A 20,254-nucleotide genomic window follows, 5' to 3' on the forward strand; every position below is an offset into this window, starting at 1 on the left:
CCTACTTCCCGTTCCACTTGCGCACCACCGGCTCGCCGAGGTCATGCTCGTAGCCGAGCACGCTGATGCTGGCCGTGTCGAGCACGAACAGCGCGCCGTCCTGCGGCGGCAAGCCGAGCCAGCGGGCGGTGAGCACGCGCAGGAAGTGCGCGCTGGAAAAGATCAGCGTGTCGGCGTTGGCCTCGCGCAGGCGATCGATGATCCTGTCGGAGCGGGCGCCCACATCGGCCGCCGTTTCGCCTTGCGGGCAGCCGTCGCGAAAGACGTTCCAGCCCGGCCGTTCGGCCAGGATTTCCCTGGTGGTACGCCCCTCATAGGCGCCGTAGTCCCATTCCTGCAGGTCGTCCATCTTGACGCTTTGCGCCCCGAATCCGGCAAGCACGCTGGTGTTGTAGGCGCGTTGCGAGGGGCTCGACCACACGGCCGAAAACGGCAGGCCTTTCAGCCGATCCGCCACACCCCGCGCGGCCGCCTCGCCGGCTGCCGTCAGCGGCATGTCGGTGCGGCCGGTGTGCTGGCCCGACAGGCTCCACGCCGTCTCGCCATGTCGGACCAGATGGATTTGAGGAAACGCACTGCTCATGACGGGCCTTTCGAAGTTGCCGCACCTTAGAGGACGATGCGGCGAAGGGGAATCCAGCCGGCGCGAAAGTCCGGGGTGGAACGTTTGGGTGCGGTCCATGAAATGCCCACCACATTCCCTGGCCCTGATCCCCGCCGCATTGGCACAATGACTGGGCGCCGGGCATAACTATGTGTGGTCCACAGTTCACCAAGCACGATAGGTCACGATCATCATGTACAAACATCTGCTCATCGCCACCGACGGGTCGGAACTGGCCGACAAGGGCGTTGCCCACGGCCTCGGGCTGGCAAAGGGCCTCGGCGCCGCCGTGACCTTCGTCACCGTCTCGGAACAATTCCCGATCTTCGCCTGGGGCGGCGCCATGGCCGGCTACGCCGCGGGCGATGAGCTGGCCGCCTATCAGGAAGAAGCCCGCAAATACGGCAAGGAGGTGCTCGACAAATGCAAGGCTTCCGCCGAGGGGCTGGGCGTGTCGGCCAAGGTCGTGCACATCGAGGACAGAAGGCCCGCCGAGGCGATCCTGGAACTGTCGCAGACCGAACGCTGCGACCTGATCGTCATGGCCTCGCACGGCCGCCGCGGATTGGGCAGGCTGCTTCTGGGAAGCCAGACGGCGGAAGTCGTATCCTACAGCGAAATCCCGGTCCTGGTGGTGCGGTAGGCCGGGTCCGGCCAGTCGGCGCTCTGCAAGCGGCGCTCAGAACGCCGCCTCGGCCATGAGATAAAATCCAAGCGCCAAGAGCCCGGCGAAGAACACTTTGCGAAAAGTCTCGATGCTCATGCGCCGGCGCAGCGCCTGGCCGACAGCCATGCCGGCGAGCGCAGGCGCCAGCACCGCGACCGAACCCGCCAGCCCGGCCGTCGGCGAGGCCAGGGCGCCGGCCCTGAACAGCCCGATGGCCAGCGCCGCCGTCGACACGGTGAAGGACAGGCCGAGCACCTGGATCAGCTCTTCCCTGCCCAGCCGCAGCGATTGCAGGTAGGGCACCGCCGGAATGACGAAGACGCCGGTGGCGCCGGTGACCAGGCCAGTTGCCACCCCGACCAGCGGCGATAGCAAGGCCTCGTGGCGTGGCGGCGTTGAGAAGCCGGCCTTGGCGAGGCCGAGAACGGCATAGAGCATCAGTGCCACGCCGAGCGCGCCGGACGCGGCCGCCGTATGCGCGCCGGTGAGCAGGCCGGCGCCGGCAACGGTGCCGATCACCACGCCGGCCATCATCGTCCATAGCCGCCTGACGAGCCCGCCGAACGAAGGACCGGTGAATAATTGCCACAGGTTGGTAGCCAGCGACGGGATCAGCAGAAGCGTGGCCGCCTCGGCCGGCGCCATGGTCACCGCCAGCAGGCCCATCGCCACCGTCGGCAGGCCCATCCCGACCACGCCCTTGACGAAGCCGGCGGCAAGGAAGACGGCGCAGATCCAGGCGACGGCGGCGGCGCTCAGCATGATGGCGTGTCCGGCAGCGGCTCAATCATGGAGCAGCATGTCGGCGGCGTCGATCCCCGCTGCCGGCCCCGCCGGTCCGGCGGCACTGCTGACAGGGGCGGATGTCATGGCGCATCCTGGCATGCCGGAATCCGAGCGCGCCACGGCCAGAAGGGCGACGGCAACCGCCAGCAGCATCGCCGCGCTTTCAGCGATGCCGAGCCCTTGCCGGTTCGATGCTGGTTTTCTCATCCTGGACCTCCACCGAAACTGTTTGACGAAATTCGCCGTCACCCACAATGTGGAAATCGCGGTACCAGCCTTCGGCTGAGGCGAAGGCTGGTACCGCAAGCCGGTCGGCCCGCTGCGCCATCGATCGCGTGATAGCGGCCATCGCCCGGGCCGTCTTGCGGGAGGAAAAAGATGCGCTTCGACCTCGTCGATCTCCGGCTGTTCCTGCTGGTCGCCGAGCGCGGCAGCATCACCCATGGCGCCGAGCTCGCGGGCCTCGCGCTGGCCTCGGCCAGCGCCCGCATCAAGGGCATGGAGGACAGGCTCGGCGCGCCGCTTCTGGAGCGCCGCCGGCGCGGCGTGGTGCCGACCGCCGCCGGCCAGGCGCTGCTGCACCACGCGCGCGCGGTGCAGAATCAGATCGAGGCGATGGCCGGCGAGCTCGGCGCCTATGCCACGGGCCTGCGCGCGCGGGTCCGCCTGCTCGCCAACACGGCCGCCACCAGCGAACTTCTGCGCGACAGGCTGCCGGCCTTTCTGGTCGCGCATCCCGGCGTCGACATAGACCTCGATGAGCGCCCCAGCCACGAGATCGCCGAGGCGGTGGCGAGCGGCGCCGCCGATCTTGGCATTGCCGCGACCTGGGCCGGCCTTTCCCATCTCGAGCAGAAACCGTTCTTCGTTGACCGGCTGGTGGTGATCGCCTCGCGGACCCGGTCCGGCCTCGAAGGCCGCGCGACCGGCCTCGCCGACATTCTCGGTGAAACCTTTGTCGGCCTGAGCGCCGGCCATCCCTTGCAGGAGCACATCTCCCGCCAGGCCGCGCGCCTGGGCGGTCATCTGCATTTTCGCATCCGCGTGCCCGGCCTCGACAATGTCTGCAGGCTGGTGGCGCAGGGCGCGGGCGTCGCCATCGTGCCGGAAAGCACGGTGCGCCGCTCGGCGCCCAGCCTGCGCAGCCTGCGGCTGACGGACGACTGGGGAACCCGCCAGCTCAATCTCTGCGCCCGCCGCTTCGACACGTTGACGCCGCAGGCCAAGCTGTTGGTGACCGCGCTGGTGTGAAGCCGCCGCCACATGCTGAATTCGCGTGGAATCATGCCTTGCCTTTGAGGAATCCATGAAATAGCTTGTTTGCACATAGGCAAAAAAATCGCCTAGCTTTTTTCGTTTTATGAAAGACGGGGGACTTGCGGGAACATCTCGATCTGACCGATCGGCGGCTGGTCAAACAGCTGTCGCAGGACGCGCAGCCGGGCATCAACCGCCTTGCCGAGATTCTGGCGATCTCGGTGCCGACGGTGCGCACGCGGCTGCGCAACCTGCTCGACCGCAACCTGCTCAAGATCGTCGGGCTCCTGAACCTGACGGAGCGGCCCGAACTGATCTCGGCCATCGTCGGCATCAACGCGCAAGGGCGCGGCCGCGCCCGCGAGCTGGCGCAGCGCATTTCCGAACTGCCCTTCGTCAACTCGGCCTCGGTCGTCACCGGGCGCTTCGACATCATCGTCGACGTGACGGTGGCCGGCGACGTCGCCGATCTCTACCGCGTCACCAGCGAGTTGATCCCGGGCGCCGGCGAGCCGGGCGAGGTCGTGCGCAGCGAGACCTTCGTGGTTATGGCGTCCTGCAACAAATGGGTCAGTCTGCCGGAAGGCTGCTGGTCGGACGACAGCATTCGCAAGGAGCCGGCATGAGGATAGCGGTTCTCGAGAGCCTCGGCCTGCTCAACCCGCTGCTGCATGTGCCGGACGCGCCTTTCTTCGGCGCGTTGCCCAGCCGCGGCATCGCGGTCGCCGAAACGGCGGCCCGGCACTAAGGAGACGGATTTTCGAACGGTGGCCGCCGCCGGCAACGGCGCCGCCGCTCAAAAAGCACCCTGTAGGGTGGACAACAAGACGACAAAAGGAGGAATGCCCAATGAAACCAATGAACATTGCCAAGCTTTTCATCGCCGGCCTCGCACTGGCCGGCCTCACCGCCGCCGCCAGCGCCGGATCGCTCGACGACATCACCAAGCGCGGCGAACTGCGTGTCGCCGTGCAGACACAGGGACCGCCCTTCTCGCTGGTCGGCGCCAATGGCGAACGCACCGGCAGCTCGGTGGAACTGGCCGAACTGATGGCCAAGGAAATGGGCGTCAAGATCACCTTCCTCGACTTCGACTGGGACGGCCTGATCCCGGCGCTGCTTTCGGGCAAGGCCGACCTTCTGGTCGCCGACATGACGCCGACGCTGGCACGCGGCATGAAGGTCGCCTTCACCACGCCTTACATGTATACGGGCAGCACCGTCTTCACCAAGGCCGACGGCAAGTTCAAGACCGCCGACGACTGCAAGGCCAAGGGCACCAAGATCGCCGTGCTGCTCGGCGCCACCGGCGAGAAGGAAGCCAAGGCAGCCTTCCCCGATGCCGACATCAAGAGCTACAAGGGCGGCGGTCCGCTGCTGCTCGACGCCGTCAACAACGGCCAGGCCGATTGCGGCGTCAACGATGTCTCGGCGGTCAAGGGCCAGTCGACGGCCTATCCGGCCGGCACCTTCACAATCATGCCGGACCTCCTCTCGAAGGAGCCGCTTGCCTTCGCCACCCGCTATGACGAGCCGGATCTCCTGATCTGGATGAACCTGTTCCTCAACCAGGTCACCATCGACGGCCGCCTGCAGAAGAACCTCGACTACTGGGTCAATTCGGAAGACTGGAAGAAAGATCACTGATTAGGGATTAGGGAATTAGGGATTAGTGAGTAGCGAATTAGTGAGTAGTGAATAGGGAATTCCGGATCCGCCTCACTACTCACTGCTCACTACTCACTACTCCCTAATCACCATTCACGCCCATGCTCGAGAATTTCAGCTTCCGCACCATCGTCGAATACCTGCCCCTGTTCGGGCAGGGCCTGGTCACGACCGTGTGGCTGTCGGCGCTGTCCTTTTTCGGCGCGCTCGCGGTCGGCATCCTGCTGTGCGGGATGAACCTGCAGCGCGGCTGGCTGTTTCGGGTGCCGGCCAAGGCCTATATCGACGCCGTACGCGCCACGCCCTTGCTGGCGCAGCTCTATTTTCTCTATTTCGGCCTGCCGCGCCTCGGTTTCGTGCTGCCCGAACTCGTCGTCGGCATCCTCGCGTTGTCACTGAACAGCGGCGCCTATGTCGCTGAAATCATTCGGGCCGGCATCCTGTCGATCCCGCGCGGCCAGGTTGAGGCCAGTGTTGCTTCGGGCATGACCTATGTCCAGCGCATGCGCCTGGTGGTCCTGCCGCAGGCGTTCAAGGTGACGATCCCGCCGCTGCTGGGACAAGCGATCGTGCTGGTCAAGGATTCGGCGCTCCTGTCGCTGATCTCCGTTGCCGAGCTGACGCGCGCCGGCCAGTTGCTCGCCTCCGACCGTTTCATGCCGGCGGAAGGATTTCTCACCATCGCCGCCTTCTACCTCCTGCTCTATTACGGCCTCAAAGGGCTGGCGGTTCTCTCCGGCCGCTGGCTCGGTTCGGCGGGAGCGCGCACATGATCTGGCAACAGTTGCAAAGCCTTGCGGGCAGCTATCCGCTGGCGCTGCGCGGCCTCGGCATGACCGTGGTGCTGTCGCTGATCAGCCTGGTGCTGGGCACCCTGCTCGGCTTCGGCCTCGGCATCTTGCGGACCGGCGGCAACCGGTTGATCTCCGGCGTCATCGGTGCCTGGGTAGACCTCATCCGGGGCACGCCGTTCCTGGTGCAGATATTCCTGATCTTCTTCATCTTGCCGGAGCTGGGCATCGAGCTCGACGCCTTCACCGCCGGCATCATCGCGCTGACCAACCTCGCCGCCTGCTTCATCTGCGAGATCGTCGCCGCCGGCATTCGTTCGGTTCCGACGGGCCAGGTCGAGGCGGCACTGGCGTCCGGCCTGTCGCGCTGGCAGCGCATGCGCCAGGTGGTGCTACCGCAGGCGATGCGCATCGTGCTGCCGCCGCTGGTCGGGCAATATGTGCTGCTGATCAAGGATTCTTCCGTCGTCTCGGCGATCGGCCTGACCGACCTCACCCGCGTCGGCTGGCTGGTGGTGCAGCGCGTGCCGAACGGCCTGCTGGTGTTCTTCCTCGTCGGCGTCGGCTATTTCCTCGTCTGCTATCCGCTGATCATGCTCGCCCGCCGGCTCGAACGGCGCATCGGTGCCGCCCATGGCGAGGTGCAGATATGACATCGAACCCAAAGGTTCCGACCACATGACCAAAACGGGCATGATCGATTTTCGCGGCGTCAACAAATGGTTCGGCACGCTCAACGTGCTGAGGGACATCACGCTCAGCGTCGAGCCGCGCGAAGTGGTCGTCGTCTGCGGCCCGAGCGGGTCGGGCAAGAGCACGCTTATCCGCTGCATCAACGGGCTGGAGACGATCAAGGACGGCGACCTTGTCGTCGACGGCCAGCGGCTCGGCCACCCCGCCACCAACATGACGAAGCTGCGCACCGAGATCGGCTTCGTCTTCCAGTCCTTCAACCTCTACCCGCACAAGACCGCGCTCGAAAACGTCACGCTGGCGCCGATCCATGTCCGCAAAATCCCGCGCGCGGAGGCCGAGCAGGCCGGCCGCGAACTGCTGGCCAAGGTCGGGCTTGCCGACAAGGTCAACGCCTATCCTGCGCAGCTTTCAGGCGGCCAGCAACAGCGTGTGGCGATCGCCCGCTGCCTCGGCATGCGCCCCAAGATCATGCTGTTCGACGAGCCGACCTCCGCCCTCGACCCCGAGATGATTTCGGAAGTGCTCGACGTCATGGTCGCGGTTGCCGAGGAAGGCATGACCATGATGGTGGTGACGCATGAGATGGGCTTTGCCCGCAAGGTCGCCCAGCGCGTGGTGTTCATGGATGCCGGCGCCATCGTCGAAAGCGGCACGCCCGACGAGTTCTTCTCGCACCCCAGGACCGATCGCAGCCGCGCCTTCCTGAGCAAGATCCTGCGGCACTGACCGGCGCCGCCGCCTTCAAGTGACCGCCAGCACCTTGCCTGTATCGTGCTGGCGCACGAAATCCACGCGGCGGCCGTCCCAGTGGTAGCTGTAGTGCCTCCCCTGGACGGGAACGGTGATTGCATCCGGCCAGAAGATGCCGATGCACTGCCCGCTTGGCATGCGCACGCTGTTCCACACCAGCCCGTCGCTGCCGGCCGCACGCAAGGCGCGGCCTTCGGCCTGCGAGGCGGTGTAGTTGTCCGGGTCGAGCGCGCCGGGCACCGCGTTGACGTCATCGAGGTCGCGATCGACGCTGCCGATCAGCACGCGGAAATCCGCGGTCCAGCCCGGCTCCTCCTTGGTGGCGCGCATAAAATTCTGGTGGTGGTGGATGGTTTCGGCCAGCGCCACCTCCTCGCTGTCGCCGGCATAGTAGATGCCGTAGCTGCCATCGGAAAACCGCCCGGGCCGCAAGGTCGAGCAATGCACGAAGGGCGCCATCACGAAACTTGCGCCGGGTCCGGACACCCGCCTTTCGGCAGGAACCTTGCCGAGGTCGCCGAGTTCCAGCCGGATGCGCGGATTGGTCTTCTCCTCGACGGCGGCCAGCGCTTCCCAATCGCGCGGGTCGGCAATGTCCTCGAAGAGGTCGATAGGCGGATGGATGGAGCGGATGATGCGGAAGGTCTGGGGCCAGTGGACGCGGCGCCGGACCGCGAGCCCACTCACCATCCACCACGCTCCGCGTCGAGCCATTCGCGCATCGCGGCAAGGTCGGAGATTTCGCCGCGCAGCATCAGGTCGAGCGCCGATTGGCCGCCGAACGTGGCATTGGGCTTGCGGATCCAGGCATAGCCGCGCGCCGGCTCGGTGAAGAGATAGCGCAAACCCTTGTGGATGCCCATCAGATGCGCCATGCGGGTGCGCAGGTCACGGTCGATCCGGCCGATGCCGCCTTCCTTCCAGCGCGCCCAGGTGCGCGCCGACATGCCGCCGAGCAGGATGCAGGCCTCGAGGTCGGTGAGGCCCCACGCCTTGAACAGATTGACCGTGGTGCGCGCCAGGGCGCCCGCCTCTTCATCCGAGATGGCGCTGCCGACCGCGGCCGGCGTGGTGACGATGGACTGAAGCTGCATTTTCTGCTCCCGCTATTGGCAGACATATAGCATGTATTTGCCAATTGGCAAGGAAACAGGACCAGAGCGGCCACCTAAAAAGGTGGCGCGGCATAACAGACCAGGGTTCCTCGCCCCCACAAAGGTGGGGGAGAGGTGGCTCGGCGAAGCCGAGACGGAGCGGGGGAATGGCGCGGCGTGGATATGCCGTGAAAACCTTCCAGCGCCGCAGCCCCCTCTCCGACCGCTTCGCCGCCACCTCTCCCCCGCTTTGCGGGGCCGAGGAACCCACGTTCTGTAAGGGCGGCTCTTGTCCGCCTACTCCGCCGCCTCATACCCCGCGATACCCTTGATCTCCAGAAAATCCTCCAGCCCGTATTCGGCGTATTCGCGGCCGTTGCCGGATTGCTTGTAGCCGCCGAAGGGCAGGCCGGCGTCCCATTGGGGATAGTTGATGTAGACGTTGCCGGAGCGCATGCGCGCCGCGACGTCGCGCGCCTTCTGGATATCCTTGGCCTGGATATAGGAGGCAAGGCCGTAGACGGTGTCGTTGGCCTGCTCGACCGCCTGCTCGACCGTGTCGTAGGGCATGATGGCCAGCACCGGCCCGAAAATCTCCTCGCGCGCGATGCGCATGTCGTGGGTGACATCGGCGAACACGGTCGGCCTGACATAGTAGCCACGGTTGAGTTCGGCCGGACGGCCGGGGCCGCCCGTGACCAGCGTGGCGCCCTCGTCGATGCCGCTCTGGATCATGTCCTGGATCTTGTCGAACTGGGCCTGGCTGACGACAGGGCCGAGCTTGGTGCCGGGAGCGTCGGCCGGGCCGACCACGAACTTTTCCGCCGCCGCCTTGGCGTAGGAAGTCGCCTCGTCATGACGGTCGCGTGGCACGAACATACGGGTTGGCGCGTTGCAGGACTGGCCGCTGTTGCTGAAGCAGCCGGCGACGCCCTTGGTCACGGCGGTGGCGAGGTCGACATCCGGGAACAGGATGTTGGCCGACTTGCCGCCAAGTTCCTGGTGCACGCGCTTGACGGTGTCGGCGGCGGCCTTGGCCACCAATATGCCGGCCCGGGTGGAGCCGGTGAACGACATCATGTCGATATCGGGATGGCTGGACAGCGCCTGGCCGACGCCGGGGCCGTCGCCATTGACGAGGTTGAACACGCCCTTCGGCACGCCGGCCTCGTCGAAGATCTCGGCGAAGATGATGGCGTCGAGCGGCGCGATCTCGGATGGCTTCAGCACCATGGTGCAACCGGCGGCAAGCGCCGGACCCACCTTGCAGGTGATCTGGTTCAGCGGCCAGTTCCATGGCGTGATCAGGCCGACGACGCCGATCGGCTCCTTGACGATCAGCGAGGAGCCCTTGACCTGCCGGAACTGGAAGCTCTTCAGCACTTCCGCCATCTTGGCCAGATGCGCGAGCCCGATGCCGACCTGGCTGTCGAGCGCCATCCGGCGCGGCGCGCCCATCTCGCGCGACACGGCGAGCGCAAGGTCCTGGCTGCGCTTCTTGTAGACCTCGATGACGCCGTTGAGGATGTCGAGCCGTTCCTCGACCGAGGTGAAGCCGAATGTGCCGAAGGCGCGCTTCGCGGCGGCCACCGCCTTGTCTACGTCGGCCTTGGAGCCCAGCGAAATCTGCGCGAAGGCATCTTCGTTCGACGGATCGATGACATCGATCGTGTTGGGCACGACAGGATCGACCCACGCGCCATCGATGTAGAACTGCTGATTGTGTGACATGATTTCTCCTGAGGGGCGCCGCACAGCCGTCCGGCGTGATATCTGGCTAGAAATAACGATGCGCGACCGGCACTGTCAAACGCAACCCCGAACTGGTGAGCGAGCCGCGAGCGGTTGAACCAGCCGGGCGGGCGATAGCTGGAGCAGAACGAATTACAGCAGAGTATGCCCGGCTTCGCCTAGAAGCCGTGTCGCCGCGACCCGATCGGCGGCTTTCACCAGCAGGTGATCGCCGTCGAAAGTCGACACCACGAAAATGCCCAGCTCGTTTTCCGACAGCGGCCTGATGACCGACAACACGATGCCGGTTTCATCGAAAGCGAAAGGCCCTTGGAGCTTGAAGGCGACCCACTCGTCATCCCGCTTGACGGCATCTGGAACGCGATCCTGCAGACAGACGATCGAAAGTTCATCCTCGGTTCTGGTGATGCTGACGAAGCCTGGCCCGTCCGCCCAACCGGGAATGCTCGCTCCAGGCTCGAGCCGCGAAATCGCGTACAGCCCGGGCAGTTGCTTCAGCCTGATTTTGGCAGCCATTGTCGAACTCCGATTGCGGTCTATCCAGCGAGCCTCTTGCTCATATAAACAGTCGTACCGTTCATGAACGGCTCCTCCCGGTCGATCCTATAGCCGTGCCTCTTGTAAAGCGACACATTGGCCGCGAAGGCGCCATTGGTCAGCAGGCGAAGTTCGTTGCGGCCCGCTTCGGCCGCCTTGCGTTCAGCCCGCTCCAGCAACAGCCGGCCGATCCCCCTTCCCTGCGCATGCGGCGCCACGCAGACATTCTCGATCCAGACATGGTCGTCGGCCGGCATGGTTTCGATCACGCCGACGATTTCGCCCTCCTCGATCGCAAGGTCGAACTCATGCTCGGCAACGGCTATGTCATAGTCGGCACGCATGGGCAGCGGTTCGCGGCCGATCAGCGGCACCCATTTGGCATAGGCCAAGCGCACGATGTCCCGGATGGCTGCGGCGTCCGCCGGCCCGGCCTGCCGGAACTGGATGGAAGGATTGATGCTCATCGAGGGCTCCAGACATGAACAGCCCGCCGACGGTTGCGCGGGCGGGGCTGGGAAGAACGAACCGGAATTAACGGGCCACTCCTCGTCGTCGCGCAATCATGCCGCCTCGCAGTGTACAGGTTCGGCGTCGCATGACATTGGCGCGGGGAAGAACGAACATGGCGCCAAGCTGGCGCAGCATGAGTGGCCCGTCAAGCCAACGCCAAGCCACCTTCTGGCGGTGCCCCAGCCTCTTTACCGCGCTGCCTCACCAACCCTGATTAGAGGCATGCCGTATCGGCCCTGGCCGACGACCGCATTTTGGTCACGTAAGCCGGAAAACCGTCCTAAAAAATCGATCATTCTAACGAAAATAATTCATTGGAAAGATTAGTTGGGGAATGGCATTCCCCGGGTGAAGTCGCCTGGAGCATGACGTTGTCTTCCTTATCCCACATTGCGAACGATATTCCAAAAAGCCTGATTTCCGCCGAACCCGCGCAGCGCCGCAAGGCGCTCGACTCGACCAAGGCCGGACCCGTGCCCGGTATGATATTGGTCGCGATGATCACTGCGGTGGCCTTCTCGGCTCGCAACGTCTCCGGCTTTGCCCTGTTCAGCCCGATGATAATAGCCGTCGTCGCCGGCATGATCTACTCCAACGTGCTCGGCACGCCGGGGCACGCCAAGGCCGGCATCGCGTTTTCGCAGCGCCGGCTGCTGCGCTTCGCCATAGTGCTGCTCGGTTTCCAGCTGACGCTCGGCCAGGTGGTGTCGATCGGCGCCGGCGGTGTCGGCATCGTGGCAGCCACCCTTGGCGCCACCTTCGTCTTCACCATCACGCTCGGCCGGCTGATCGGCGTCGACGCGAAACTGGCGCAGCTGATCGCCGCCGGCACCTCGATCTGCGGTGCCTCGGCAATCGTGGCCACCAACATCGTCACCGACGCGCGCGACGAGGACGTCACCTACGCCGTCGCCTCGATCACCTTGTTCGGCACCGTCGCCATGCTCGGCTTCCCGCTGCTGGCGCCGCTGCTCGGCCTCGACCAGCATGCTTTCGGCCTGTGGGCGGGCGCCTCGATCCATGAGGTGGCGCAGGTCATCGGCGCCGGCTTCCAGAACGGCACCCAATCGGGCGAGATCGCCACCGTCGCCAAGCTCACCCGCGTCGCCATGCTGGCGCCGATGGTCATCGCGCTGGGCCTGATGGCGCGCCGCAAGAGCAGCAGCGACCAGCAGGCGGCGCGCCCGCCCATGCCATGGTTCGTCGCCGCCTTCGTCGCCGTCGTGGCTCTGAACAGCCTTGTCGCGATACCCGCCGAAGTGAAATCGGCGATGGCGCTCGCCACCACCATCATGCTGACCATGGGGCTGGCCGCCATGGGCCTGCAGGCCGATATCTCGCAGCTGCGCTCGCGCGGCCTGCGCCCGCTGGCGCTCGCCTTCTCGGCCTTCCTATTCATCGGCGGCTTCAGCCTGATGCTGGTGAAGTTGGCCTAAGCCCCAAAGGTAGCGCTCTACGGCGCCCCTGTCCTGCCGGACAGAGGGGGCGAAGGAACTCGACGGCCGACCGTCGGTCTTTTTGCTGAGCGCCTAATCCTCGAACGAACTCGCCGCCACGTAGATCGCGGCCAGTGTTTCGATGCCGGCCTGGTCCGCCTTGTCGAAGCGGCCGGGCAGCGGGCTGTCGAGATCGAGCACGCCGAAGACGCCTTCATCGTCTTCGAGAAGCACGACCAGTTCCGAACGCGAATCGGCGTCGCAGGCGATGTGGCCGGGGAAATCGTGCACGTCCTTGATCAGCATCGAGGTGCCGAGTTCGACCGCCGTGCCGCATACGCCCTTGCCTACGGCAATGCGCACGCAGGCCGGCTTGCCCTGGAACGGACCCAGCACCAATTCCTCGTCCGAGGCCAGGAAATAGAAGCCCGCCCAGTTGAGATCGGGCACCATCTGGAAGATCAGCGCCGCGGTGTTGGCGGCATTGGCGATCGAGTCGCCCTCGCCCTCGAGCAGCGCCTCCAGTTGCGCGGCAAGATCGCGGTAGAACGCGGCCTTGTCCGAAGTGTCGATGGCCTTGGCTGCGAACATGGCTTGTCTCCGAACTGAGAATCGCGGTTCCGTTTCCGCAGGCGCCCTGCACCGAACGGCCACCGGAACAGTCTACCGTGAATCCTACCCGCCACGAAAGCCGCAAGATAAGGGTCGCTCCCGGCGTCATCGCGGATGCGTCGGGCCGGCTGCTTCTGGTGCGCAAGCGCGGCACCAGCGCCTTCATGCAGCCCGGCGGCAAGATCGAGCCGCGCGAGTCCCCGCTCGATGCTCTGGTGCGTGAATTGCGCGAGGAACTCGGATTGGCGGTCGACCTCGCCACCACCTCCCGGCTCGGCCTGTTCTCGGCCAACGAGCCGGACAGCACGGTCGAGGCGGAATTGTTCGGGCTCTCCATCGACAGCCAGCCGATAGCCGCCCCCGAGATCGAGGAGATCATCTGGCTGGAGCCCGGCTCGACCAGTTCCGTCGAACTTGCGCCGCTGACGCGCGATGTGGTGCTGAGGTTGAGCGGAATGTAGCGGCGGCGGCGCCGCTATTACATCGGACGCTTGGGTTCGCCCTTTTGTGGCATTGCCGGATCGGGCTCGGATTTCTTGTGCTTGTCGGCGGCAATCCTGCGGATGCGGTCGAAGCGGCTTTCCTCTGTCGTTTCGGTCGTGACGACCGTCTGTGGCTTCTGCACGAACACGATCATGGATCGATCTCCTGGGCCAGAGGCCTGCGCGCCCGGGGGAGAATCCCCCGGCGATAGTCGTCTCGCCTGCGGCAAAGGCCGGTTCGGCGAGATACGGATCAGGTCTGAAAGACGGCTTTTATGAAACCACCTTCGCGAGCCGGCCGAATCCTAGTAGCCGCCCATGCCGCCACCGCCGCCCGCAGGCGCGGCATCCTTGGCCGGAATGTCCGAGATCATCGCTTCGGCGGTGATCAAAAGCGCGGCGATCGAGCCGGCATCCTGCAACGCGGTGCGCACCACTTTCGCCGGATCGACGATGCCCGCCTTGATCATGTCGACATACGCCTCGTTCTGGGCATCGAAACCCTGGTTGTGATCCTTGCTGTCGGAGAGCTTGCCGACGACAACGGAGCCTTCAACGCCCGAATTCTCGGCGATCTGGCGGAGCGGCGCTTCGAGTGCCCTGAGCACGATCGAGATGCCGGCGGTGACATCGGCATTGGCGCCGTTCAGGCCGGCAAGCGCCGTCCTGGCACGCAGCAGGGCCACGCCGCCGCCCGGCACGATGCCTTCCTCGACCGCCGCGCGCGTGGCGTTCAGCGCGTCGTCGATGCGGTCCTTCTTTTCCTTGACTTCCGACTCGGTGGCGCCGCCGACGCGGATGACGGCAACGCCGCCGGAGAGCTTGGCCAGCCGCTCCTGCAGCTTCTCCTTGTCATAGTCGGAAGTGGTTTCCTCGATCTGGCCCTTGATCTGGGCGACACGCGCCTGAATGGTCGCCTTGGTGCCGGCGCCGTCGATGATCGTGGTGGTGTCCTTTTCGATCAGCACGCGCTTGGCGCGGCCGAGCATCTCGATGGTGACGTTCTCCAGCTTGATACCGAGATCCTCGGAGATCATCTGGCCGGATGTGAGCACCGCGATGTCTTCCAGCATCGCCTTGCGGCGGTCGCCGAAGCCCGGCGCCTTGACGGCCGCGACCTTGAGGCCGCCGCGCAGCTTGTTGACGACCAGCGTCGCCAGAGCCTCGCCTTCGACGTCCTCGGAGATGATCAGCAGCGGCCTGCCGCTCTGCACCACCGCTTCGAGGATCGGCAGCATTGCCTGCAGATTGCCGAGCTTCTTCTCGTGGATGAGAATATAGGGCTCTTCCAGCTCCGCGCGCATCTTGTCGGCATTGGTGACGAAATAGGGCGAGAGATAGCCGCGGTCGAACTGCATGCCTTCGACGACGTCGAGTTCGGTGTTCGCGGTCTTGGCTTCCTCGACGGTGATGACGCCGTCATTTCCGACCTTGTCCATCGCCTTGGCGATCATCTCGCCGACGCTGGCATCGCCATTGGCGGCGATTGTGCCGACCTGCGCGATCTCGGCCGACGATTTGACCTTCTTGGCCTTCGCCTTGATTTCCACGACGACGGCCGCGACGGCCTGGTCGATGCCGCGCTTGAGGTCCATCGGGTTCATGCCGGCGGCAACCAGCTTGGCGCCTTCGCGCAGGATCGAGGCGGCCAGCACCGTGGCAGTGGTGGTGCCGTCGCCGGCGAGGTCGTTGGTCTTCGAGGCCACTTCGCGCACCATCTGCGCGCCCATGTTCTCGAACTTGTCGGCAAGCTCGATTTCCTTGGCGACGGTGACGCCGTCCTTGGTGATGCGCGGCGCCCCATAGGCCTTGTCGATGATGACGTTGCGGCCCTTGGGGCCGAGCGTGACCTTGACCGCATTGGTGAGGATCTCGACGCCGCGCAGCATACGGTCGCGCGCATCGGTGGAGAATTTGATTTCCTTGGCAGACATGATTTTATCCAGTTCGCATTTGGAGTGGAGCCGTCACCGCGCAGAGGCGCGGCGCTTCAGTCAGGCGGCCTTCTTGGCTTCGACGCTCTTTTCGATAACGCCCATGATGTCGGCTTCCTTCATGATCAGAAGATCCTCGCCGTCGATCTTGACCTCCGTGCCCGACCATTTGCCGAACAGGATCAAGTCGCCGGCCTTGACGTCGAGCGGAACAAGTGCGCCGTTTTCGTCGCGGGCGCCGGGACCAACCGCGATCACTTCGCCTTCCTGCGGCTTTTCCTTGGCATTGTCGGGAATGATGATGCCGCCCTTGGATTTGATATCGCCTTCGGCGCGCCGGATGACGACGCGGTCGTGGAGTGGCCGAAATTTCATGAGAACTTCTTTCTGGGGCCGGCATAGGCGGCCGCCCCCTTCTATAGGCTCTTTGGCACTCGATAGATAGGAGTGCCAAAATTTATTCCGAGCGGATATTGAATAATCATAGTATTATTTCGGCGCCCGGTTTCATCGGGTCGGAAAACGACCAAATATTTCAAAAATTTGAATTTTCCCGGCAGAGTGCCTATTTATCGGACAAGTTCATTTTCACGATTTCAGACGCAAGGGAGATTTCCTCGATGGCCGACGGCAACCAGACGATCATGGAAAAAGCTGAAGCGCGCTTTGTCGACAAGCAGAAGAAGACGGCGGAGCGCAACAAGGCAACCGCCGAATATATGTCCGAAGCGAGGGCCAGGGAGATCAAGACGGCAAGGCTGAGGCAATTGCGGCTGGCCAAGGAAGAAGCCGACCGCGTGGCCGAGGCCCTGAACCCGACGCCGAAGAAGAAACGCGCGGTGAAGAAAACGACGGAGGCAAAATCATGAGCCTGACCTTCCCCAACCGCAGCCGCAGCTACGACGAGGCCGGCAAGCGCATCCGGTTCGTCGGCTATGACGGCATGTTCCAGATTTCCTTCTCGGTCGCCGCCGATGCCATGACGAGGATGCAGCCGGCGACGGCAGCCAATGAAGCCGGCTATCTCGCCACCTTCGACACCGAGAGCAGTGTCATCCGGGACGTAGCGTCAAAGGCCTATGACCGCACGCGCAAGAGCATGTATGTGCTGACGGCCGACGACTTCCGCTGAGACGACAGGCGAACGGCGCTGGATCAGGATTTACGCTCCGCCTTCTCCCGGCGCTTGACGTCCCGGACATTCATCTGATCGACCATGGCGTTGGCGTCGCGCGGGCTCATGCCGACCATCGCCCTTTGCCTGACGACGACGGGCTGGCCGGTGAAGACGTTGATGATGGCCCAGCTTTGGGGCAAGTCCATGCGCAGTGCGTAGCGGTTGGCCATTTGCCTCAGCCCTGCAACATGAAGAAGACCATGCCCAGGACCGATATCGTCCAGGCGACGACCGACAGCTTCAGCACCATGCCGCCATGGGCGGCCAGGGCCTCCCGCAGCCGTGGAGCGATACCTGCCGACGGGACCGGTTCCACCGCGACGACACGGGGTCCCTTGGCGCCAAGTTTTCCAAAGACGGGCAACAGCGACGGTTCACGCACGAAAATGGCCTCGAATGTCGGGGAAAGTCGGAGCGGGCAAGCTCTCGCCCTTCCATAGCACTCTTTTGGCGAGTGCCCTGCATGCCAAATGCAAATAGGCTGCTTTAACGCCGGCCGCATGCCACGTGACCCCGATCGTCAGATGCTGAAAGCGCGCAAGTCGGCTGGGTAGCAGTCTTCTTGCCGGCACGTCAGCGTCACGACGAAGACTAGGACCTGTCCGGCCCAGGCCGCAAATGCAAGCTGGCAAGGCCCATCGCCCTTGATGGTCCGACGCAGGCTCTACGTCATGTGATTTTTTGGAGGCCTCGCCTCGGGATCGAACCGAGGCTTCAGAGATTTGCCGTCTCCAGCGTAGCCGCTCCGCCACGAGGCCATGACTAGCGAACTAACCGATAATATTTGCGCAAGCGTTAAGACCGAAGAGTCGTTTGTAGACATGTCGCCGATTGCTGCTTTGGCCGGCTCGCGCCGTGGGCAGCACTGACGGCTGCCGATCAGGAATTCGCCTGATGAACTCGCCGGGCGCCGAGCCCGTGAGCCCGTCCTCCGGCGGCCACTTCGCACCACCGGAGGACCAGCCACTTTTCCTCTTGAACAGCCTCTGGATCTGGCCTAGTTTGGGTTGAGAAAAGGTTTTTCCAAACATTTCCGAGCGGGCTCGGCCATTGGCCGGGTCATTCCGGCCTGTAAGAGAAAACCTTTTCCCAATCGGGATTTTCGCCGCAATGGCATTGGACGATCAGCCAGCCTTTCCCAAGCCCGTCACCTTGCGTGACGTGGCGGCCGAGGCTGGCGTCAGCGTCGCCACCGCCTCGAAGGCGCTCAACGACCAGGGCCGCATGACCGCCGAGACCCGCGAGCGCATTCGCGAGACCGCGCAGCGCCTCGGCTTCCGGCCCAACAGCCTGGCGCAGAGCCTGCTGCGGCGACGCTCCTTCACCGTCGGCCTGCTCACCAACGATACCTATGGCCGCTTCTCGCTGCCGCTGATGTCGGGCATTTCCGACGCGCTGGTCGACGCCGGCGTCTCGGTGTTCCTGTGCAATGTCGAGGAGGATCCGCGTCTCGGCCAGCTCCATGTCGAGGCCATGCTCGACAAGCGCGTCGACGGCATCATCGCCACCGGCAAGCGCATCGACCGTCATCTGCCGGTCGACCTGTCCAATCTGCGCATTCCGGTGATCTATGCCTTCACCCAGCCCGATCCCGACGCCGTCGCCTTCGTCTCCGACGACGCTGGCGGCGCGCGGCTGGCAGTGGAGCATTTCTGTCGGCTCGGCCGCAGGCGCATCGCCCATGTCTCGGGACCGGCGAGCTTTGCCGTGGTGCACGCCAGGGCGCAGGCCTATCGCGATGTTCTGACCGAGAACGGCCTGTCGGTCACCGAGCCGCTGCTCGGCTCGTGGTCGGAGGCCTGGGGACACGAAGCCGTGGCGAGGCTGTTCGACGGCGCGGCCGACGGCGCAAGCGAAAGGCCGGACGCCGTCTTCTGCGGCAACGACCAGATCGCACGCGGCGTCATCGATGCCTTGCGCGAGCGCGGTCTCGACGTGCCCGGCGATGTCGGCGTCATCGGTTTCGACAATTGGGAGATCGTGGCCGAAGCGACGCGCCCGCCGCTGACCTCGGTCGACATGAACCTGGCTGCGCTCGGCCGCGAAGCGGGGCTGACCTTGCTTTCCCTGGTCGGCGGCAAGCCCGCCGCGCCAGGCATCCGGAAACTGCCGTGCCGGCTGGTGGTGCGTCAGTCCTGCGGCCGCCTGCCGGACGGCTGAAGAACCAAACGCCGCAATCGGCGGCAAGCCGCGCATCGCGGCCAAAACGTGGAGGAGGAGAATATGAGGACTTTGATTGCCAGGCTGGCCTTGACGGCCGCCGTACTCGGCTGCGGGCTGCAATTTGCCGCCGCCGAGACCGCCAACATCTGGGTGCGCGCCGACGGCTCGAACTTCATGCCGCGCATCGTCGATGCCTACAACAAGGGCCACACCAACCAGATCAAGCTCGACATCATCCCCAACGCCGAGATCATTCCGAAATACGGTGCTGCCGCCGCCGGCGGCACGGCGCCCGACGCGCTGTCGCTCGACCTGATCTACACGCCCTCCTTTGCTGCCGCCGGCCAGTTGGAGGACATCACCGACTGGGCCAAGTCGCTCCCCTATTTCGCCAGCCTGTCGCCGGCTCATGTGAAGACCGGCACGTACAAGGACCGCATCTACGGCCTGCCCTTCTCCGCCGACGCCTCGGTGCTGATCTGGAACAAGAAGCTGTTCAAGCAGGCCGGCCTCGACCCCGAAAAGGGCCCGGCCAATTGGGCCGAGATCGAAGCCGACGCCGAAAAAGTCAACGCGCTCGGCGGCAACATCAAGGGCTTCTACTTCTCCGGCAATTGCGGCGGCTGCAACATCTTCACCTTCACGCCGCTGGTCTGGGCCTCGGGCGGCGATATCCTCTCACAGGACGGCTCCAAGGCGACGCTGGACAGCCCGCAGCTGCGTGGCGCCATCGATCTCTACCGCTCGATGGTCAAGAAGGGCCTGGTGCCGGAAGGCGCCCAGACCGACACCGGCGCCAATTTCTTCGCCGCCTTCGCCGGCGGCAACATCGGCATCTCGCCGTCGGGCGCCTTCGCTATCGGCGCGCTCAACACCCAGTATCCCGATATCGACTACGGCATCACCTTCCTGCCGGGCAAGGATGGCGGCTGGTCGTCCTTTGCCGGCGGCGATAATTTCGTCGTTACCAAGGGCACCAAGAAGATCGATGTGGTGAAGGAGTTCCTCGACTTCGCTTATTCGCTGGAAGGCCAGACGATCCTGGCCAAATATGGCAGCCTGCCGGTGCGCGGCGACATCGCCAAGGACGCGCTGAAGGACCTCGACCCGCGCTACCAGGTCGCAGCCGAGGCCATGGCCAAGGGCAAGACACCCTATTCGGTGGTCTTCAACGACCTGATCAACTCCGCCAACGGCCCGTGGACGCAGATGGTCAACGAGGTGTTCTTCGGCGACGACGTCGACGGCGCCATCGCCAATGCGCAGGAGACCATGCAGTCGATCATAGACCAGGCGCCGCAGAAATAGGCGCCTGCCTGCCGGCCGGCCGTCTCC

Annotated in this window: 28 protein-coding genes; 14 read left to right on the forward strand and 14 right to left on the reverse strand. The window is 64.7% G+C overall.

Features of this window, described 5'->3' with window-relative positions:
- Position 1 precedes the first annotated feature (1 nt).
- The gene (locus tag FJ979_RS18115; RefSeq protein ID WP_140559853.1) at positions 2 to 583 is read right to left on the reverse strand and encodes a histidine phosphatase family protein; all 582 of its coding nucleotides are present in this window, start codon (positions 581 to 583) and stop codon (positions 2 to 4) included.
- Between the two features lie 214 nt (positions 584 to 797).
- Between FJ979_RS18115 and FJ979_RS18120 the strand changes: the two genes are divergently transcribed.
- Entirely contained in the window at positions 798 to 1,247 is a 450-nt protein-coding gene (locus FJ979_RS18120) for a universal stress protein (RefSeq protein WP_140499152.1), read from the forward strand.
- Between the two features lie 36 nt (positions 1,248 to 1,283).
- Here FJ979_RS18120 and FJ979_RS18125 read toward each other — a convergent pair whose 3' ends face one another.
- Both FJ979_RS18125 and FJ979_RS18130 read right to left on the reverse strand, forming a co-directional pair.
- Positions 1,284 to 2,033: a sulfite exporter TauE/SafE family protein gene (locus FJ979_RS18125; protein WP_140582584.1), complete on the reverse strand. Its 750-nt coding sequence runs from the start codon at positions 2,031 to 2,033 to the stop codon at positions 1,284 to 1,286.
- 21 nt (positions 2,034 to 2,054) lie between these two features.
- Positions 2,055 to 2,264, reverse strand: a complete 210-nt coding sequence (locus FJ979_RS18130) for a hypothetical protein (RefSeq protein ID WP_140499156.1) — start codon at positions 2,262 to 2,264, stop codon at positions 2,055 to 2,057.
- Between the two features lie 171 nt (positions 2,265 to 2,435).
- On the opposite strand from FJ979_RS18130, the gene FJ979_RS18135 reads away from it, so the two are divergent.
- From FJ979_RS18135 to FJ979_RS18160, 7 genes are all read left to right on the forward strand, one after another.
- Positions 2,436 to 3,308, forward strand: coding sequence for a LysR substrate-binding domain-containing protein (locus tag FJ979_RS18135; RefSeq protein WP_140582587.1), 873 nt, complete (start codon positions 2,436 to 2,438; stop codon positions 3,306 to 3,308).
- Positions 3,309 to 3,433: 125 nt separating this feature from the next.
- Complete coding sequence (locus FJ979_RS18140) at positions 3,434 to 3,940, forward strand: Lrp/AsnC family transcriptional regulator (protein ID WP_140499160.1); 507 nt, start codon at positions 3,434 to 3,436, stop codon at positions 3,938 to 3,940.
- Entirely contained in the window at positions 3,937 to 4,062 is a 126-nt protein-coding gene (locus FJ979_RS33365; RefSeq protein ID WP_263486285.1) for a hypothetical protein, read from the forward strand. Before FJ979_RS18140 ends, FJ979_RS33365 begins: the two co-directional genes overlap by 4 nt.
- Positions 4,063 to 4,172: 110 nt before the next feature.
- Positions 4,173 to 4,961: an ABC transporter substrate-binding protein gene (locus FJ979_RS18145; RefSeq protein WP_140516312.1), complete on the forward strand. Its 789-nt coding sequence runs from the start codon at positions 4,173 to 4,175 to the stop codon at positions 4,959 to 4,961.
- Positions 4,962 to 5,083: 122 nt separating this feature from the next.
- Positions 5,084 to 5,755: an amino acid ABC transporter permease gene (locus tag FJ979_RS18150; RefSeq protein WP_140582589.1), complete on the forward strand. Its 672-nt coding sequence runs from the start codon at positions 5,084 to 5,086 to the stop codon at positions 5,753 to 5,755.
- Complete coding sequence (locus FJ979_RS18155) at positions 5,752 to 6,426, forward strand: amino acid ABC transporter permease (RefSeq protein ID WP_140582592.1); 675 nt, start codon at positions 5,752 to 5,754, stop codon at positions 6,424 to 6,426. Before FJ979_RS18150 ends, FJ979_RS18155 begins: the two co-directional genes overlap by 4 nt.
- Positions 6,427 to 6,451: 25 nt before the next feature.
- Positions 6,452 to 7,195 (forward strand): amino acid ABC transporter ATP-binding protein, encoded by a 744-nt coding sequence (locus tag FJ979_RS18160; protein ID WP_140521398.1) that lies wholly within the window; start codon positions 6,452 to 6,454, stop codon positions 7,193 to 7,195.
- 15 nt (positions 7,196 to 7,210) lie between these two features.
- Here FJ979_RS18160 and FJ979_RS18165 read toward each other — a convergent pair whose 3' ends face one another.
- The 5 genes from FJ979_RS18165 to FJ979_RS18185 form a co-directional block, all read right to left on the reverse strand.
- A complete protein-coding gene (locus FJ979_RS18165; RefSeq protein WP_140582595.1) occupies positions 7,211 to 7,909 on the reverse strand; it encodes an RES family NAD+ phosphorylase in 699 nt (232 codons plus the stop codon).
- The gene (locus tag FJ979_RS18170) at positions 7,903 to 8,313 is read right to left on the reverse strand and encodes an MbcA/ParS/Xre antitoxin family protein (RefSeq protein ID WP_140559857.1); all 411 of its coding nucleotides are present in this window, start codon (positions 8,311 to 8,313) and stop codon (positions 7,903 to 7,905) included. Before FJ979_RS18170 ends, FJ979_RS18165 begins: the two co-directional genes overlap by 7 nt.
- Before the next feature lie 297 nt (positions 8,314 to 8,610).
- A complete protein-coding gene (locus FJ979_RS18175) occupies positions 8,611 to 10,044 on the reverse strand; it encodes an aldehyde dehydrogenase family protein (RefSeq protein ID WP_140582597.1) in 1,434 nt (477 codons plus the stop codon).
- Between the two features lie 153 nt (positions 10,045 to 10,197).
- A complete protein-coding gene (locus tag FJ979_RS18180; RefSeq protein WP_140582600.1) occupies positions 10,198 to 10,581 on the reverse strand; it encodes an ACT domain-containing protein in 384 nt (127 codons plus the stop codon).
- A 20-nt stretch (positions 10,582 to 10,601) separates the two neighbouring features.
- Positions 10,602 to 11,069, reverse strand: coding sequence for a GNAT family N-acetyltransferase (locus FJ979_RS18185; RefSeq protein WP_140582602.1), 468 nt, complete (start codon positions 11,067 to 11,069; stop codon positions 10,602 to 10,604).
- A 417-nt stretch (positions 11,070 to 11,486) separates the two neighbouring features.
- Between FJ979_RS18185 and FJ979_RS18190 the strand changes: the two genes are divergently transcribed.
- Positions 11,487 to 12,551, forward strand: coding sequence for a YeiH family protein (locus tag FJ979_RS18190; protein ID WP_140582604.1), 1,065 nt, complete (start codon positions 11,487 to 11,489; stop codon positions 12,549 to 12,551).
- A gap of 93 nt (positions 12,552 to 12,644) precedes the next feature.
- On the opposite strand, the gene FJ979_RS18195 is transcribed toward FJ979_RS18190, so the two are convergent.
- On the reverse strand, positions 12,645 to 13,142 hold the full coding sequence (locus FJ979_RS18195) for a GAF domain-containing protein (protein WP_140582607.1): 498 nt from the start codon (positions 13,140 to 13,142) through the stop codon (positions 12,645 to 12,647).
- A gap of 77 nt (positions 13,143 to 13,219) precedes the next feature.
- On the opposite strand from FJ979_RS18195, the gene FJ979_RS18200 reads away from it, so the two are divergent.
- Positions 13,220 to 13,624 (forward strand): NUDIX domain-containing protein, encoded by a 405-nt coding sequence (locus tag FJ979_RS18200; RefSeq protein ID WP_140521393.1) that lies wholly within the window; start codon positions 13,220 to 13,222, stop codon positions 13,622 to 13,624.
- Positions 13,625 to 13,641: 17 nt separating this feature from the next.
- Here FJ979_RS18200 and FJ979_RS32580 read toward each other — a convergent pair whose 3' ends face one another.
- From FJ979_RS32580 to FJ979_RS18210, 3 genes are all read right to left on the reverse strand, one after another.
- Positions 13,642 to 13,800 carry a hypothetical protein gene (locus tag FJ979_RS32580; protein WP_181165260.1) on the reverse strand — a complete coding sequence of 53 codons (159 nt, stop codon included), beginning with the start codon at positions 13,798 to 13,800 and terminating at the stop codon, positions 13,642 to 13,644.
- 150 nt (positions 13,801 to 13,950) lie between these two features.
- Positions 13,951 to 15,579, reverse strand: coding sequence for a chaperonin GroEL (groL, locus tag FJ979_RS18205; protein ID WP_140582610.1), 1,629 nt, complete (start codon positions 15,577 to 15,579; stop codon positions 13,951 to 13,953).
- A 60-nt stretch (positions 15,580 to 15,639) separates the two neighbouring features.
- Positions 15,640 to 15,954, reverse strand: coding sequence for a co-chaperone GroES (locus FJ979_RS18210; protein ID WP_140516246.1), 315 nt, complete (start codon positions 15,952 to 15,954; stop codon positions 15,640 to 15,642).
- A gap of 245 nt (positions 15,955 to 16,199) precedes the next feature.
- Here FJ979_RS18210 and FJ979_RS18215 point away from each other — a divergent pair, with 245 nt between their 5' ends.
- Together FJ979_RS18215 and FJ979_RS18220 are read left to right on the forward strand one after the other, a co-directional pair.
- The gene (locus FJ979_RS18215; RefSeq protein WP_140499188.1) at positions 16,200 to 16,448 is read left to right on the forward strand and encodes a hypothetical protein; all 249 of its coding nucleotides are present in this window, start codon (positions 16,200 to 16,202) and stop codon (positions 16,446 to 16,448) included.
- Positions 16,445 to 16,711: a DUF1488 domain-containing protein gene (locus tag FJ979_RS18220; RefSeq protein WP_140499190.1), complete on the forward strand. Its 267-nt coding sequence runs from the start codon at positions 16,445 to 16,447 to the stop codon at positions 16,709 to 16,711. The genes FJ979_RS18215 and FJ979_RS18220 overlap by 4 nt, the downstream gene beginning before the upstream one ends.
- A gap of 23 nt (positions 16,712 to 16,734) precedes the next feature.
- On the opposite strand, the gene FJ979_RS18225 is transcribed toward FJ979_RS18220, so the two are convergent.
- Together FJ979_RS18225 and FJ979_RS18230 are read right to left on the reverse strand one after the other, a co-directional pair.
- Entirely contained in the window at positions 16,735 to 16,926 is a 192-nt protein-coding gene (locus FJ979_RS18225; RefSeq protein ID WP_140582613.1) for a hypothetical protein, read from the reverse strand.
- A gap of 5 nt (positions 16,927 to 16,931) precedes the next feature.
- Entirely contained in the window at positions 16,932 to 17,138 is a 207-nt protein-coding gene (locus tag FJ979_RS18230; protein ID WP_140499194.1) for a hypothetical protein, read from the reverse strand.
- 728 nt (positions 17,139 to 17,866) lie between these two features.
- On the opposite strand from FJ979_RS18230, the gene FJ979_RS18235 reads away from it, so the two are divergent.
- Together FJ979_RS18235 and FJ979_RS18240 are read left to right on the forward strand one after the other, a co-directional pair.
- Positions 17,867 to 18,916: a LacI family DNA-binding transcriptional regulator gene (locus tag FJ979_RS18235; RefSeq protein ID WP_140565487.1), complete on the forward strand. Its 1,050-nt coding sequence runs from the start codon at positions 17,867 to 17,869 to the stop codon at positions 18,914 to 18,916.
- A gap of 63 nt (positions 18,917 to 18,979) precedes the next feature.
- Positions 18,980 to 20,227, forward strand: a complete 1,248-nt coding sequence (locus FJ979_RS18240) for a sugar ABC transporter substrate-binding protein (protein ID WP_140582616.1) — start codon at positions 18,980 to 18,982, stop codon at positions 20,225 to 20,227.
- Positions 20,228 to 20,254 lie beyond the last annotated feature (27 nt).

This window comes from Mesorhizobium sp. B1-1-6, assembly GCF_006443035.1.
Lineage (GTDB): Bacteria > Pseudomonadota > Alphaproteobacteria > Rhizobiales > Rhizobiaceae > Mesorhizobium.

Bases quoted from the DNA above. Each gene is read 5' to 3' on its own strand.
- FJ979_RS32580 (WP_181165260.1), bottom strand. From the start codon at position 13,800: ATGATCGTGTTCGTGCAGAAGCCACAGACGGTCGTCACGACCGAAACG.
- FJ979_RS18115 (WP_140559853.1), bottom strand. From the start codon at position 583: ATGAGCAGTGCGTTTCCTCAAATCCATCTGGTCCGACATGGCGAGACG.
- FJ979_RS18195 (WP_140582607.1), bottom strand. From the start codon at position 13,142: ATGTTCGCAGCCAAGGCCATCGACACTTCGGACAAGGCCGCGTTCTAC.
- FJ979_RS18155 (WP_140582592.1), top strand. From the start codon at position 5,752: ATGATCTGGCAACAGTTGCAAAGCCTTGCGGGCAGCTATCCGCTGGCG.
- FJ979_RS18215 (WP_140499188.1), top strand. From the start codon at position 16,200: ATGGCCGACGGCAACCAGACGATCATGGAAAAAGCTGAAGCGCGCTTT.
- FJ979_RS18185 (WP_140582602.1), bottom strand. From the start codon at position 11,069: ATGAGCATCAATCCTTCCATCCAGTTCCGGCAGGCCGGGCCGGCGGAC.
- FJ979_RS18235 (WP_140565487.1), top strand. From the start codon at position 17,867: ATGGCATTGGACGATCAGCCAGCCTTTCCCAAGCCCGTCACCTTGCGT.
- FJ979_RS18165 (WP_140582595.1), bottom strand. From the start codon at position 7,909: ATGGTGAGTGGGCTCGCGGTCCGGCGCCGCGTCCACTGGCCCCAGACC.
- FJ979_RS18120 (WP_140499152.1), top strand. From the start codon at position 798: ATGTACAAACATCTGCTCATCGCCACCGACGGGTCGGAACTGGCCGAC.
- FJ979_RS18135 (WP_140582587.1), top strand. From the start codon at position 2,436: ATGCGCTTCGACCTCGTCGATCTCCGGCTGTTCCTGCTGGTCGCCGAG.
- FJ979_RS18150 (WP_140582589.1), top strand. From the start codon at position 5,084: ATGCTCGAGAATTTCAGCTTCCGCACCATCGTCGAATACCTGCCCCTG.
- FJ979_RS18175 (WP_140582597.1), bottom strand. From the start codon at position 10,044: ATGTCACACAATCAGCAGTTCTACATCGATGGCGCGTGGGTCGATCCT.
- FJ979_RS18170 (WP_140559857.1), bottom strand. From the start codon at position 8,313: ATGCAGCTTCAGTCCATCGTCACCACGCCGGCCGCGGTCGGCAGCGCC.
- FJ979_RS33365 (WP_263486285.1), top strand. From the start codon at position 3,937: ATGAGGATAGCGGTTCTCGAGAGCCTCGGCCTGCTCAACCCGCTGCTG.
- FJ979_RS18145 (WP_140516312.1), top strand. From the start codon at position 4,173: ATGAACATTGCCAAGCTTTTCATCGCCGGCCTCGCACTGGCCGGCCTC.
- FJ979_RS18160 (WP_140521398.1), top strand. From the start codon at position 6,452: ATGACCAAAACGGGCATGATCGATTTTCGCGGCGTCAACAAATGGTTC.
- FJ979_RS18180 (WP_140582600.1), bottom strand. From the start codon at position 10,581: ATGGCTGCCAAAATCAGGCTGAAGCAACTGCCCGGGCTGTACGCGATT.
- FJ979_RS18210 (WP_140516246.1), bottom strand. From the start codon at position 15,954: ATGAAATTTCGGCCACTCCACGACCGCGTCGTCATCCGGCGCGCCGAA.
- FJ979_RS18125 (WP_140582584.1), bottom strand. From the start codon at position 2,033: ATGCTGAGCGCCGCCGCCGTCGCCTGGATCTGCGCCGTCTTCCTTGCC.
- FJ979_RS18225 (WP_140582613.1), bottom strand. From the start codon at position 16,926: ATGGCCAACCGCTACGCACTGCGCATGGACTTGCCCCAAAGCTGGGCC.
- groL (WP_140582610.1), bottom strand. From the start codon at position 15,579: ATGTCTGCCAAGGAAATCAAATTCTCCACCGATGCGCGCGACCGTATG.
- FJ979_RS18240 (WP_140582616.1), top strand. From the start codon at position 18,980: ATGAGGACTTTGATTGCCAGGCTGGCCTTGACGGCCGCCGTACTCGGC.
- FJ979_RS18220 (WP_140499190.1), top strand. From the start codon at position 16,445: ATGAGCCTGACCTTCCCCAACCGCAGCCGCAGCTACGACGAGGCCGGC.
- FJ979_RS18130 (WP_140499156.1), bottom strand. From the start codon at position 2,264: ATGAGAAAACCAGCATCGAACCGGCAAGGGCTCGGCATCGCTGAAAGC.